8 protein-coding genes are annotated in these 13927 nt (G+C 69.7%); 3 read left to right on the top strand and 5 right to left on the bottom strand.

Annotated features, from left to right (window positions below):
* The 4 genes from QHF85_RS42935 to QHF85_RS42950 form a co-directional block, all read right to left on the bottom strand.
* Positions 1-1426 (bottom strand): tetratricopeptide repeat protein (locus tag QHF85_RS42935; protein WP_281333272.1); only part of this gene is annotated, 1426 nt, incomplete at its 3' end.
* Complete coding sequence (locus QHF85_RS42940; protein WP_281333273.1) at positions 1423-5808, bottom strand: hypothetical protein; 4386 nt, start codon at positions 5806-5808, stop codon at positions 1423-1425. The genes QHF85_RS42940 and QHF85_RS42935, both read right to left, overlap by 4 nt.
* Positions 5805-8213: a tetratricopeptide repeat protein gene (locus tag QHF85_RS42945; protein WP_281333274.1), complete on the bottom strand. Its 2409-nt coding sequence runs from the start codon at positions 8211-8213 to the stop codon at positions 5805-5807. The genes QHF85_RS42940 and QHF85_RS42945 overlap by 4 nt, the downstream gene beginning before the upstream one ends.
* A gap of 22 nt (positions 8214-8235) precedes the next feature.
* Positions 8236-9144, bottom strand: a complete 909-nt coding sequence (locus QHF85_RS42950) for a hypothetical protein (RefSeq protein WP_281333275.1) — start codon at positions 9142-9144, stop codon at positions 8236-8238.
* Between the two features lie 434 nt (positions 9145-9578).
* Between QHF85_RS42950 and QHF85_RS42955 the strand changes: the two genes are divergently transcribed.
* Genes QHF85_RS42955 through QHF85_RS42965 form a run of 3 tightly spaced genes read left to right on the top strand, consistent with a single transcriptional unit; the run spans position 9579 to position 13099 of the window.
* Positions 9579-10205, top strand: a complete 627-nt coding sequence (locus QHF85_RS42955; protein WP_281333276.1) for an RNA polymerase sigma factor — start codon at positions 9579-9581, stop codon at positions 10203-10205.
* A gap of 19 nt (positions 10206-10224) precedes the next feature.
* A complete protein-coding gene (locus QHF85_RS42960) occupies positions 10225-11274 on the top strand; it encodes a zf-HC2 domain-containing protein (protein ID WP_281333277.1) in 1050 nt (349 codons plus the stop codon).
* A 52-nt stretch (positions 11275-11326) separates the two neighbouring features.
* A complete protein-coding gene (locus QHF85_RS42965; RefSeq protein WP_281333278.1) occupies positions 11327-13099 on the top strand; it encodes a hypothetical protein in 1773 nt (590 codons plus the stop codon).
* Positions 13100-13423: 324 nt separating this feature from the next.
* On the opposite strand, the gene QHF85_RS42970 is transcribed toward QHF85_RS42965, so the two are convergent.
* Positions 13424-13906, bottom strand: coding sequence for a TIGR02266 family protein (locus QHF85_RS42970; RefSeq protein WP_281333279.1), 483 nt, complete (start codon positions 13904-13906; stop codon positions 13424-13426).
* Positions 13907-13927 lie beyond the last annotated feature (21 nt).

A 13927-nucleotide genomic window follows, 5' to 3' on the forward strand; every position in this document is an offset into this window, starting at 1 on the left:
GCGGACCTGCGGGCGGCGGGCTCGGCGGAGGCGCGGCGGCGTCCGGGGCGCCTGCGTCCGCGTCGCTCGGCGCGCTCGGCAGCGGGGCCACGGGCGCAGGCGCCTCGGCAGCGGCCGCGGCGGCGAGCTCGCCTTCCTTGAGCTTCGCGCGCTGGAGGAGCTCCTCGGAGTCGTCGCGCTCTCCCTTGCGCCGGAGCTCTTGATACTTCTTCAGCTCGACGATCGCCTCGGCGACCTGCTGCTTGGCCGACATGCCGGGGACGCTCGGCGCGAAGAGGTACATGAGGCCGAGATCGTAGTGGACCTGCGGCATCGACGCGTCACGCGCGAGCACCCACTCGAACTCGCGCTTCGCGTCGCCGTAACGACCGAGCAAGCGGTACGTGTCGCCGAGCGCGAGGTGCGCGGGGAGGTTGTCGCCGTCGTAGCGCACCGCGCCTTCGAGCAGCGGGAGCGCCTCCAGGCCGTTGCCGGCTTCGAGCAGCATCGCGGCGAGCTGCACGCGCGCCTCGACGAGGTCGGGCCGGCGTTGCACGGCGCGGCGGAAGTTGTCCATGGCGCCGGCGCGCTGGGATTGCTCGCGCAGGATGAGGCCCCGCAGGAGCAGCGCCTCGGGGTTGTCCTTGTCGCGCGGAGGGTTGTCCGCGCCGAACCCGTCGAGGATCGCCTGCAGCGCGTAGAGCGCGAGATCGAGCCTGCGGTTGCGGTAGTGGTCGCGGGCGATCACGACCATCGCGGGCCGGTAGTCCGGGTTGATCTTGAGCGCCTCCTGCGCGAGGCGTTGCGCCGAACCGGTGTCCTTCTGCAGGCTCTTCACCTCGGCGAGCGTGGCCGTGACCGCGGCCGATCGCGGCATGAGGGCGCGCTTCTCCGTGAGCAGACGTTCGGCCTCGCCGAGGTTGCCCTTCCGCGCGAGCAGCATCGCGTACGCGATGATCGCGGGCTCGTAGTCGGGCGTGATGGAGAGCGCCTTCTGGTAGCTCGCCGCGGCCTCGGGCTCGCGCAGGCGCTCCTGCACGGCGCCGAGCGAGTAGTGCGCGTGGTGCGCGCGCGCGTCGGTCTGGATGACCTGCTGGAAGAGGCCCTTCGCCGCAGTGAGATCGCCCGCGGCGAACGCGGCCATGCCTTGCTGGTAGGGCCCGGACGCGGCGGGCGGGAGCGGCGCGGGCGGCGGCGGCGCGGCCGAAATCGAGGGCGGCGCGCTCGGCGTGAGGGTCGGTGTCGGGCTCATGCCCACGACCGGCGCCTGCGGGCCCATCTGCTGGCCCCACGGGTTCATCCCGTTCGGGCCGTACGGATACGCGGCCGATGGTTGCGGCGGCGTCTGCGGCTTCTGCTGCGACGTCGTCTCCTCGCAGGAGGCCGCGAGGAGCGGCACGAGCGAGCACGCGAGCGCGACGAAGACCAAACGAGGCGAACGCTTCATGGCAACGTCACCGGGAGCGGCGCGGGCAAACCGTCGGGCTGGAGCGCGGGCGCCATGCCGGGCCGCGTGCGCAGGAACATGCCGTCCTGGTACATGAACGGCTGCCCCGTCTCGGGATCGATGATCCCCTGGCTCATGTCGCGGATCTTCGCGTCGCCGAGGATGTCCGTGAAGAACGCGAGCCTCTGGATCGCCTGGTCGACCTCGGGGTTTCGCACGTTCCACGCCCGCGCGTAGACCACGGCCTGCACGTAGAACTTGATCATGGCGCGGTCAGCGTCGTTGAGGAGCCGCTCGCGCGCCTCGCGCCACTGCTCGCGGCGCTTCTGGCGGATGGCGTCCGCGGTCTCCTGCAGGTCCTCGCGATCGCTCGTCTCGGCGAGCTTGAGGAGCTTCTCCTCGCGGTCGGTGTAGAGCTTCAGGCCCGGCGGGCGCGTGTTGTAGAGGCCCGTGCGGCACGAGTCGTAGAGCGAGCCCTGCCGCGCGAACGCCGCGACGGACAGCGCGCGCGACTCGTACGTCTTGATCACGGACTGAAGGTCGTTGAAGTACGTGTCGCCCGCCTTCTTGAGGTCGTCGCCGTACGTCTTGACGACCTTGTCGATGACGCCGGCGTAGCGATGGTGGCCGGCGTCGTAGTCCCACGACTGCCGGAGCCGATCGTTGACGACGCCGTACGCGCACTCGGCGGCCATGTCGGCCTGCATCGTGCCGAGCGCCTTCTTGCCGTCGACGGCGGCGAACGCCTTGAACTTGTCGAACGCGGAGGTGGTGTTGCGGCACCACTCGACCGACTTCGGATCGCTCCCCGCCTTGCGCATCTTCGCTGCGTGGTAGGCCGCCTGGACGAGGAACGGCGTGGCCGCCGGCGTGAGGCGGTTCATCTCGTAGTAGTCCTCCATCGCGGTCATGGCCTTGACGCGCGCGGCCTTGTTCGCGCCCTCGTCGAGGCCCTTCTCGTCCCACGCCTTGAGGTCGGCCGACGCGACGATGTAGTCGATCTCGGCCTTCTGCTCGACCGGCGCGTCGAGGTTCAGGAACGCGTTTCGCGAGGCGATCATCCGATCCCGCTCGCCTACGTTCGCGTACAGGAGGACCGCGCTTCGCGCTGCCTCGCGCCGCGCAGGTTTTTCGAAGCGACCGTTGCGCGAGATCGTGTCGTACGTCTCGGCGGCGGCGCGGTAGTTGAAGAAGAGCACGTACGATGCGCTGAGCGCGTCGTAGGCCTGCTTCAGGTACTTCACGCGCTCGCCGTAGCGCTTCGGATCCGCGGGCTTCGGGGGCTTGCCGGCCTCGTCGCCCTTCTCCAGCTTCGAGAGGTTCGCCTCGCTCCCGTACTCCTTGATGAAGAGCGCGTACATCTCGATGGCCTGGTCGTAGTCGCCGACCTGCTTGTAGCAGTACGCGCCGTTCATCGCGGCCTCGGGCGCCTCGTCCCGCGCCGGGGCTTTCTCCAGCGCCACGCGGTAGAGCGCCGCCGCCTCACGCCAGGCCTGCACGCGCTCCGGGCCGTCGGGCATCTTCTCGGCCTTCTCGAACTTCGCCGCGGCGTCGACGTAGTAGCCGCGCGAGATCGTGGGCTGGGCGATGCCCGTCTCCTTGAGCTTCTGCTCCTCGCTCACGGCGCAGCTCTTCGTCATCGCGGCCTCGGCGAGCGCGCGGGATCGCGGCACGTCGTTCTCGAGGTTCGCCATCGTCGTGAGCTTCTCCCACGCGAGGTAGCCGAACGGCGTCTTGCCGCACTGCTCGGCGTAGATCGGCTCGAGCCTGCGTCGCGCCTCGGCGAAGTTGCCGTAGAGGAAAGAGAACTCCGCGGACTGGTAGGCGTAGAGATCGCTGTTCTTCTGATCCTGGTTCGTCTGCGGATCCCGCGTCGAGAGATCCATCGCCGGCGGCACGCGCTGGATGTACTCATCGCGCGCCGCGATCGCGTCCTTGATGACCTTCGGCAGCTCCTCGGCGACGACCTTCTGCTTGTCGTTCTCCGTGACGATCTTGAGCCCCGTGCGTTGCTCGATCCCCTCTTGCCCGCCGGTGCGCTTGTAGAGCTTGTACTGGTCGAGCAGCGCCTGGTACGCGGTGTCGACGACCATGAACGCGGCGGGCTGCAGGTGCTTGTCGTCCTCGTTCGAGTCGCGGACGTCGACGCCTGTGCGCCGCGCGGTCTCGATCTCGTCGGCCGTCGGCGAGCGATCCATCGCCACCGCGATCACGACGACCATGTGGTTCGCGTCGGCGAGCCAGTAGCGGCTGTCGTAGGCGTCGGGCGCGTTCTCGTCCTCCTGAAGGACACCCTGCCAGCCGAGCGCGGCCATGCGGTACTCGGAGAGGGCGCGCTCGAAGAGCTTGGTGCGCGTCTCCTGCTCGCCGCTCTGGATCGCCGCGTTCACGAGCGCGCTTCCCGCGTTCGTGTGATCGGCCGCGGCGCGACGCAGGCCGCCGCGCACGAGGCGCTCGGCGGTCTGGATGGCCTCCGGATCGTCCTTGTTCGCTTCGACCCACGGCGTCTTGCCGACGTAGTTCGCGAGCTTCGTGCGCGCGTCGAGCGCCTTCGCCGCGTTCTCCGCGCGCTCGGCCGTGCCCTCGCGCGACTGGCCGGTGAGCGTGTCGTAGATGTCAGCGATCTGCGCCTGCATCACGGGCGCGTCGCGGTGCATCGGCCACTTCTTGAGGATGAGCTCCGAGACCTCGACCGTGTTCCGGTACTGGTTCAGCTCCTTGAACTCGGCCGCGAGCGCCTTGTAGATCTCGACGGTCCACTTGCGATCCTGCGGGATCAGCGCCGCGTTCTGCACGCGCTCGATCGCGACGCGCATCTTCTGCTCGCGGATCCGCGGGTCCTGCTCGAGGTCGAGGATGTCGCTGCGCGGGACGAAGGGCTCGTCGGCGGCGGGCCCCGTGAAGTCGAGGAACGTGAGCGCGCCGGCGATGTACGTGTACGACTCGCCGCGGAAATCCGTGCCCGGATCGCCCGTGAGTTTTTCCTGTTCGTCGGTGTACTTGAGCAGCTCGACGAACTGCCGGACGCTCGTCTCGTAGCGGAGCTGCTTGAAGTACGTCCAGGCGAGCTTGTACATCGCGACGCCGTAGACGGGCGGCTTCTTGTACTGGAGCGATCGCGTGTACGCGACCTCGGCGCGGTTCAAGCTGAAGGGCCCGCCGCCCGGATCGATCTCGTTGAAGTGGTAGTCGCCGATGAGCCACCAGACCTCGGCGAGGTACCGCGGCTCCGCGCCCTCCGCGACCTTCTGCGGGATCGGCTTGCAGCTATCGGGGTACGGGTTGACGAAGACGAGCTCGTCCTCGATCGCCGGCGCCTCCGGCTCGGGCTCCGGCTCCTTCCCCTTGCCCTTGCCCTTGGCGTTGCCCTTCTTGGGGGGCGGCTGCGCGGCCTTGCGTTTCGCGGCCTCGCCGATGGGGATCGGGTGCCGCGCCTCCCAGCCGAGCCAGTAGTCGCGATCGTGATCCTGCGGGAGCTTGCCGACCGTGTCCCGCGTCGGATCCTTCGGATCCGTAGGAACGGGGTACGGGTAGCGGTCGTGGCAGACGAGCGATCGGAAGACCTGCTGCGCCTCGAAGATCCGCGCCGAGTCGTTCAGCGCGTGGCCGAGGTAGTAGTAGACGCCGGCGAGCTCCTTGTACTGCGGGAACTCGCGGATGATGCGCTTGTAGAGGGCGATCGCGGGCCGGAGGCCGACGGCGAGATCGTCGGAGAGGTCGGTGTCCTCGCGGGCGCGCTCCTCGTAGAGCGCCGCGAGGCGGAACATCGCCGTGGGCGTGCTCTCGGGGTGCGCGTTCCTGCCGCTGTACGTCTCGACGAACTTTTCGAGGCGGCGGATCGCCTCCTCGCGCGCGGTCCGGAGATCCTTTTGCTCGACGTCGATCTCGCGATCGAGCGCGGCGATGACGCGGCGCCTGCGCTCCTCGTAGTGCTGCTGGATGATCCGCGTGATCGAGGAGCGGTAGTCGCGCGCGGCCTGCTCGTACGCCGCGGCCTCCTTCTCCAGCTCCGCGAGCACCGCGACCTGCTCGGGCGTGGGCGGCGGCGGCGGAGGCGCCTGCACGCGCGGCTTGAACGCGGGCGTGGGCGGCGGGATGGGCGGCGCACTCGCGGACGTCGCTGGAGGCGCGGACGCCTGCGGCGCGGGCGCCTGCGGAGCTGCGCTCGGCGGCGCTGAAGGCATCGCGCCCGGAGGCGCTGTGGGCATCACGCCCGGAGGTGCTGTGGGCGCTGCGCTCGGCGGTGCCGTGGGCGCTGCCGTCGGCGGAAAAGGCTGCGGCTGCGACGCGGCGCTCCCCGCGACGCACGTCGCGACGAGCAGCGCGAGGACCGACGACGCGCCGCGCCCCGACCGCGACGAGGAACGACGAAGCACGCTCATTTGCCCTCCGTCTCGGGCGCGCTGCTGTCATCGAGGACCTCGTCGAGCTCCTCGCGCAAGAGCTTCTCCTCGCGCGCCCGCTCGACGCGCAGGCTGCGTACGCGGGTCATCTGCTCCTCGCGCACCTCCCACGCCTCCTCGGTGATGCCCACGTCCGCGCGCAGGACGATGTTCCGCAGCCGATCGCGCACGAGGCCGAAATTCCGCATGGCCACCTCGCCCACGACGCCACGCGCCTGCTTGTCGAGCCGCTCGAGCTCCACTTCGTACCCCACCACCGCGGCCGTCTCGCGCGCCAGGATCGCCCGCACGTCCGTCGTCCTCCGCGCGACCTCGCGCTCGAGATCGCTCAGCGCGGCGAAGACCTTCGCGTCCGTCTCGTCGCCCTTCTGCAGGAGCGGCGCGACGCGCCTCGCATACGCGGCGAGCGACGCGCCCCCCTGCCCCGCCATCGCGAGGTGGACCTCGCGCAGGATCGCCTCGCGGTACGCACCCCGCACCTGCCCGTCCTCGATGAAGCGCTGATCGCCGAAGCCGACCTGCATCTTGCCGGCGCCCACGAGCTTGCGCAGATCCGTGATCTGCTTGCGGTAGATCGCGAGATCACGCTCGTGCACGGCGAGCTCCTGTTCGAACCGCGCGACCGCCGCGGGATCCCGCACGACGCCCGCCTGCGGCGCCTCGCGCAGCATGCGACGGAGGCCGTTCACCTGCGCCTGGAGCGAGTCCACCTCGAGCGTCATGCGCTGGACCGACTGCGACGCGCCGTTCCACTGCTTGAGCGCCTGTCCTTCGCGCTCCTGGAAATCCGCGTCGTTGACGGGGATCAGCCCGAGCCGCTTCTCCAGCGAGCGCCTTCGCGCGCGCACCTGCCCGATCTCGCCGGAGAGCGCCGAGGACTCGACCTCGTCCATGCCCTGCCCGATCGAGAGCCGCGCGATGCCTACGCGGTTGATGAGACCGAGCGCCTTCTCCTCGCCCGCCTTGAGCTCGGGGAACGCGCGGACGCGGTTCGTCGAGGCGACGACCGCGTTCAGCTTCTCGATGAGATCGTTCGACTGCTGGATCAGCTCGCGGCACTGCGCGATGCCCTCGATCACGGCGAACGCGGCCGGGCCGTCCTCCGCGTCGCGCGCCCACTGGATCGCCAGCGTGGGCAGGCCCGAGCTCGAATCGAGGACGTCGAGCTGCTCCTGGCTCAGCTTGTCGTAGTAGACGGCCGGATCGCTGGTCGAGCCGAGGAACGCGTCGACGCGCGCGCGCATCGGATCGTAGTTCGCGCGGACGCCCTCGTAGACCTTGAGCGACTTCTCGAACTGGCCCGCGCGCAGCATGAGGTCCGCGCGAAGCAGCGAGCCGTCCGCGATGTTCTGGCTGTTCGGATCGGCGACGGAGAGGACCTCGAGGGCCCGCTGCGCGCGCTCGACGTCGCCGAGACGGACGTACACCCAGCCGAGCTCGTACAGCATCGTCCCGAACTCCGGCGAGGATCGGTCGATGTGGTTGTACGCATCGACGGCCTGCGACCACTGATCGGACTCGTAGAAGAGCCGGCCGATCGCGAGCCACGCCATGTCGATCACCCGCTCGTGATCCTTCGAGTCGGGCGCGAGCTGCGTGACCTTGCGGAACTGATCGATCGCCACGACGTAGCGGCTCCGCGGCGCGCGCGGCGGCACCTCGCCCTCGGCGAGCGGAACGGGCGGCGGCGTCGCCTCCTTCATGGCCACGACGCCGAGCAGGTAGCCGGCCTGATGCGCGTATTCGCTCTTCGGATCGACTGACGCGAGCGCGGCCTTCGCGCCCGCCCAATCCTTCCTCACGACGAGGCCCTTGCCCCGCGCGTACGAGATCCCGCTCGTCACGGCCGCCGGCGGGAGTCGGTTCATCGCGGCGAAGACGTCGTCGAGGTGCCGGTAGTCCTTCGTCCTGAGCGCGATGTCGACGAGCCGCTCGAGCGCCTTGCTCTGGTAGGCCAGAAAGCGCGGCTCCTGGTTGCGATCGGTGATCTTGAAGTAGACGCGCCGCGCCGAGAGGTACTGCCGCGACTGGAAGTACGTCTCGCCGAGGAGCGAGAGCGCGTCGGGGTACGCGGTCGGGTGATCGGGGTACTTCTCGATGATCTCGTTGAGCAGCGTGGCCGCGCGCTCCCAGTCCTTCGAGCCCACGAGCAGCACGGCGTCGGCGACGCGCTGCGCCGGCGTGCGCTCGCGGCCCTTCGACTTCTGGATCGCGTCCTCGATCGCGCGCAGGCCGTTCGAGGCGATCGTGATCTGCTGCGAGGCGCTCGCGATCGCCTGCTCGGCGTCGATCGCCTGGGCGAGGCTCGGCGCGAGGGTCGCGAAGGCCGCGACGAGGCCCGCGAGGAGCGCCTTCCGCGTGCGGGAACCGCGTGTGCCGTTCATGCGTGCCCCTTCGGGAGATCGCTCACTTGGCGACGCCCTGCGGCGCCGGCGCGCCCGCAGGGGCGTTCGGATCCGAGAGCCCTTGCGTGACCTTCTCGACGAACCGCACCGCGGGGCGCTCCTCGATCGGCACGGTCACGCCGCCCTTCTCGAACGACACGATCTGCAGCGTCATCGTCTTGCCTTCGAGCGCGGTGAACGAGTGGTTCGAGCGGACCTCGAGCCGGTAGCCGCGCATGTACGAGAAGACGCCGTAGCCGTTGCCCTGCAGGTTCACGAGGACCTGCACGGTGTGATCGCCGGGCGGGATCGAGCCGTTGAAGATCGGGATCTCGCCGGCCTCGGCGATCGCGCCCGTCTGGTCGGTCTTGTTGTACTGGACCGCGCCGTCGAGGACGACGAGCAGGCGCGTGATCTTGAAGGCGCCCGAGAGCTCGTTCGTGTACTTGAGGTTCGCGCGGGAGCCGGCGCCGCCGCTCGACAGGATCGTGTCGCTGAGCAGCGAGAGGCGCGTGTGGCTGCGTCGGATCTGCTCTTTCAGCTCGTCGATGCGTTGCTCGAGGTCCCGCAGGCGCACGGCGTACGTCTGGCCGTCCATGCCAGGCGGCGCCGCGGGCTGCGCCCCAGGAGTTGGCTGCGCGCCGGGCATGCCCGGCGGAGGCGCGGGCTGCATCGGCGGCTGAGGCTGCATGCCGGGTTGCGTCGGCGGCGGCTGCATCGGCTGCGGCTGCATCGGCTGCGGCTGCATCGGCGGCTGCTGCATGCCGGGCTGCGTGGGCGCCGCGGCGGGTGGGGTTTGGCCGGACGGTACGGCATGAAGCGCGCCGGGGCCTGCCGGCGGAGGCGCCGTGGGGGCCTGGGCAAACGCCGGCGCTACGGTCAGCCAGGTTGCCGCGAAGGTCACGGCGAGCGTCTTCGGGAGCAATCGCATGAAGACCAACCCCATCGGTCGAAGGAAGGCGGGAGGACGCGCTGTCGCCCGGCGATGCTTGCCGGCCTTCGCCAAGTGTACGTTCCGGGAGCGCGCCGATGCAACCGAGGACCCCGCGCGCCCCGGGGACGTGACGTGCCGTGAATTTGCTGGCGCTCCGTGTCCGCCCTCGGCGCGAGGTCTTTCCGACGCGGCCGGGCACCCAAACTTCGCGGCTCCGCCCGTGTCCCGATCCGGTAAGGTGGCGTCGTGCAGCGACGACCCCCTCCGTTCAGAACTTCGGGCCACGTCGCGCGTCCCATGGACCGGTTCGACGCTTGGGGCTTCGGGTCGCCTGATGGCGCCCTTCGCCCCAAACCCCGGTTCGACCATCGCCACGGCCCCCTTTCGCCCGCTTCCGCATCGACGGAAACGCAGGGAACGAGGAGGTGACGATGGCGAGCATCTCTCGCGAGGAGGTGACCGACGAGGTCCTGATGATGCGGTTCCAGGGTGGTGACCGATCGGCGTTCGCCGGTCTCGTCCGCCGGCACAAGACGAACGTCTACAACTTCATCCTCCGCCAGGTCCGCGCGCCCCAGATCGCCGAGGATCTCGTGCAGGACGTGTTCGTCAAAATCGTGCAGAACGCGGCCGACTTCAAGCACGAGGCCCGCTTCTCCACGTGGACCTACGCCATCGCCCGGAACGTGTGCATCGACCACCTGCGGAAGGCCGCGCTCCGGCGGCATCCGTCGCTGGATCAGGCCACGAGCACCAGCAGCGGCGAGGAGGGACCGACGCTCGCCGAGCGCACGGCCGACGCGCACCCCACGGCCTCCGTCGAGCGGGTCGCAATCGGCGCCGAGCTCGGCCATCGGATCACCCACGCCGTCGAGCGGCTGCCCGCCGAGCAACGCGAGGTCTTTCTCCTGCGGGAGATCGGCAACGTGCCGTTCAAGGACATCGCAGAGATCACCGGGGTGCCGGAAAATACCGTCAAGAGCAGGATGCGATACGCCCTCGAGCGCTTGCAGGAAGCGCTCGCCGAGTACGAGGACTACGCTCGAGCCCTGCGATAACGCCGGGCAAGGTGCTCCCATGGATTGCCAGAAGTTCGACCAGGTCGTGATGGACGCGCTGTACGAGGAGCTCGACGAGCTCACGTACGCGGCGCTCCGTCGGCACGTCGAGTCCTGCGCCCGCTGCGGCGAGGCCTGGAACGGGCTCCGCGCGACGCGCGAGGTCGCGATGCTGCCGCTCGAAGAGCCGAGCCCCGGCCTCGAAGATCGCATCCTCGCCGCAGTGACGGACGCGCAACGCACGACGCCCTGGCACCGCAAAGCCCTGCGCGCCCTGGCCTGGGCCGGCAGCCACGCGATGCGGCCGCAGCTCGCGATGGCCGCGCTGTTTTTCCTGGTGATCGGGTCGAGCCTGCTGCTCCTCCGCGCCAAACCCGGCACGGTCGGGATCACGCCGGTGCGCGTGACCGAGCGCGGCGTGCCCGCGCCAGACGAGGGCGATCTCTCGCAAGCAGCCGCCCAGGCTCCGCCCCCGCCCGTGGCCGCAATGCCCATGCCCGCAGCCGCCGCCGAGCAGCCCGCGGAAGGCGCGAAGAAGGGCAAGGACGACGCGACGGACAAGAGCGCGGCGAAGGACGACGGCGCAGTGAAGGCGCTCGCCGAGGCGCGAGCCACGCGGGACGGCTCGGGCTGCGACGCAGCGCTGCGCCGCTACGACGACGTCGGCGCGCATTTCCCGGGCACGCCGCAGGCCGCCGACGCGATGTGGGAAGCGGCGCAGTGCCAGCGCAGCCTGGGCAACACGGATCGCGCGAGAGAGCTCTACTCCGCGCTGAAGCAGAGCGACGGATACAAGGCGCGCGCCGAGGAAGCGCTGAACGAGACCGACGCGCCGGCGCAAACGAACAACGCGGGCGGTGGGCTCGTCGCAAACCGCGCCGCATCTCCAGCCCCGGCCCCGCCTCCGGCCGCGACGTCGACGGTCGCGGGAGCCGGCAAGCCCGCGGCCGCGACCGGGGACGAGGAGGCGCAGCGCGCCAAGGCCGCGCCGGGCGGTGGTCCCGGCCGCAACGTGAACGCCGCGCCGAAGCGCGCCGCAGAGCCCGCCCCAGCCAACGCCGCGTACTGACCGGCACATCAACGGCCTGCGAAACCAGGCCGCAACCCGCTAGACTCGGGTCATGCGCCGATCACGCCTTTTCTTGGGCCTCGTCCCTGCCCTGCCCGTGGCCATCGCGGTGGGCGCTTGCGCCGAGGCGCCCATCAACGTGGGCCTCGTCATGCAAGCGCCCCTCGGGCTGCTCGACACGGCGACGCGCGTCACGCTGCGCGTCTTCGACAAGGGCAACGCGACGTGCACGCCCGCGACAGGTCGCGTCGAGAACGCCCCCACAGGCGACGCCGTGCAGACCTTCGATCTGCAGAAAGACGGCTGCGGCGAAGGCGTCACCTGGTGCAAGGACATCGAGCTCGATCGCGACGGCGCCGAGAAGATCTTCGCGGTCACGGCAGAAGGCGGCGCAGGCGTCCTCGCCGAAGGCTGCGCCGTGGAGAAGGTCGATCAGGACCCGCTCGAGGTCACAATCAAGGTGCAGCGCTACACGCCGCCCGCATGCTGCAACGACGGCGCCGTCGGCACCGGCGAGCAGTGCGATCTCGGTCCAAGCGTGGCGCTCGCGTGCAACGGGAGCCCCGCCGAGACATGCGGCGGCATCGCCCCCGACGCGGTTTGTCGCTGCGACTGCACCGCGCAAGAGATCCTGCTCTCCGTGAAGAACGCCGTGTCCCCCCCGCTCGACAACGACGGTCCGGGCACGAAGACGCACCTCGCGATGGAATTCTGCCCGGGCATCGAGGCGACGAAAAACGCGCTGCGCACCGCATACATGAGCACCACGGGCAGCGGCGGCGGCGACATCCTGATGCGCTTCCTCGCGGCAGATCTGTACCCGATCGAGAAGCCCTACCTGCTCTCGCAGCAGCTCCAGCTCCCCGCGCGTTGCACCACGCTGCCCGCGTCAGGCCCGCCGCTCGTGCAGCGCGATCCATCCCTCGCGCCCGTCGGCCTGAACCACGTCGCGATCGTCTACGCGAGCGATCAGGAGGCGACGAACAACTACCACATCTACCTGAACGCCCAGAACGAGTGGGGCTGCGCAGACGTGCCGCCACTCAAGATCAGCACGCAGGTCGGCGACGTGCAGATCCGGCCCGACGTCGCAGGCGGACCCGAGGACGCAGCGCTCGTCGTGTGGAACCGCGGCACCGGCGTCTTCGGTCGCATCTGGAAGAAGACAGGCGAGCTCGATCCGCCGATGGGCGAGATCCCCATCGCCACGAACGGCTCGGCACCGCGCGTCGCAGGCACCAAGGACGGCTGGGTGGTCGTCTATCAGGGCGCAGGCGACGGCGACGGCAACGGGATCGTCATGGTGACAGTCAAACCGAACGGCGAGGTCGGCACGCCCAAGCTCGTGAACGACGCGACGACAGGCCTGCAAGACCAGCCCGACGTGGCGATGCTCCCCGACGGTCGCTTCATCGTCGTATGGCACGCGAACGGCGACATCTTCTTCCAGCGCTACGACAAGGACGCCGTCCGCGTCCCCAGCACCGAGGATCAGAAGACCGTGAACACACAGACCAACGGCGCGCAGCAAAAGCCGAAGGTCGCCGCCGGTCTCGGCTTCTTCACGGTCGTCTGGGAGGACGAGCGCGGCACGATCGGCGCGCGGTTCATCGGAGGCACGTCCGGCTTCGGCTACAACAGCGTCACCGGCCAGAACGACGCGTTCCTCGCAAACATCCCCGACCCCGAAGGCACGAACGGCTCCCGCAGCGGGCCCGCCGTCGCCATCGGCGGCGCAGGCTTCGTCGCCATCGGCTGGCAAGACGACAACCAGAGCCACTTTGGCGTGTACGTGCGCCGCTTCCCCCTGCCGATCGGGCTGTAATCAAGGCGCTTCGCTGGGGCTTTGCCCCAGGCCCCAGCAGGGGTTGTCCACCCCTGCACCCGGACCAGCGCAAGCGCTGGACTCGTGGTCGATGAACTGCGCTCCGCGCAGTTCATCGAACGGGCCAGGTCAAGACCGCAACCGACCCTGCCAACCAAGACAGCCGCGCTGACCGTTCAACTGGCGACGTGGTCTCAGCGGCGGCCTGTGGGAAGAACTGCGCTGCGCGCAGTTCTTCCCCAAAAGGTCCAGGGCTGGCCCTGGTCCGGGTCGAGGGGCGGATAGCCCCCGCGGGGTCCGGGGCGGCGCCCCGGCGCGGCGCCTTCAGTTCGAGACGGGCCCTGCGTTCTCGCGCAGATACGCGATCGTGCGGATCGTCTCGACGAGCCGCTCGCGCTCGGCGGCTGTGATGTGCACGAAGCGCACGCCCATGCCCGGGTTTGGGTTGTCGTGCAGCGGGCGGACGACGTTGATCCACTGCACGGTTCCTTCGAGCACGAATGAATCGCCGCTGTTTGGCGGGGCGAAGCGGAGTGTGAGGCTCGTGCCGATGGGCAGGGGATCTGTCGTTCGCACGAAGATGCCGAGCTCAGAGATGTTCGTGATTGCGGCGTAGAGGAACGTTTCCTCTGTCTCGCAGTCCACGGACCAGGTCACGTCGTATCGCTCCGAGGAACGGCGTTCGTACCAGCTCGGGCGGCTCGCGGGGGCTGCCTCGTCCCCGCGCGTCGACGCAGGAGGTTTGTCCGCCGTGGCGGCTTCGTCGACCGCTCCGCGTTCTGGATCGCTCCCGCGACGCTCACCCATCGAACCCTTCGCGTAGCCGCT

This window comes from Polyangium sp. 6x1 (assembly GCF_029946515.1).
Lineage (GTDB): Bacteria > Myxococcota_A > Polyangia > Polyangiales > Polyangiaceae > Polyangium.

Bases quoted from the DNA above. Each gene is read 5' to 3' on its own strand.
- QHF85_RS42940 (WP_281333273.1), bottom strand. From the start codon at position 5,808: ATGAGCGTGCTTCGTCGTTCCTCGTCGCGGTCGGGGCGCGGCGCGTCG.
- QHF85_RS42945 (WP_281333274.1), bottom strand. From the start codon at position 8,213: ATGAACGGCACACGCGGTTCCCGCACGCGGAAGGCGCTCCTCGCGGGC.
- QHF85_RS42950 (WP_281333275.1), bottom strand. From the start codon at position 9,144: ATGCGATTGCTCCCGAAGACGCTCGCCGTGACCTTCGCGGCAACCTGG.
- QHF85_RS42955 (WP_281333276.1), top strand. From the start codon at position 9,579: ATGGCGAGCATCTCTCGCGAGGAGGTGACCGACGAGGTCCTGATGATG.
- QHF85_RS42960 (WP_281333277.1), top strand. From the start codon at position 10,225: ATGGATTGCCAGAAGTTCGACCAGGTCGTGATGGACGCGCTGTACGAG.
- QHF85_RS42965 (WP_281333278.1), top strand. From the start codon at position 11,327: ATGCGCCGATCACGCCTTTTCTTGGGCCTCGTCCCTGCCCTGCCCGTG.
- QHF85_RS42970 (WP_281333279.1), bottom strand. From the start codon at position 13,906: ATGGGTGAGCGTCGCGGGAGCGATCCAGAACGCGGAGCGGTCGACGAA.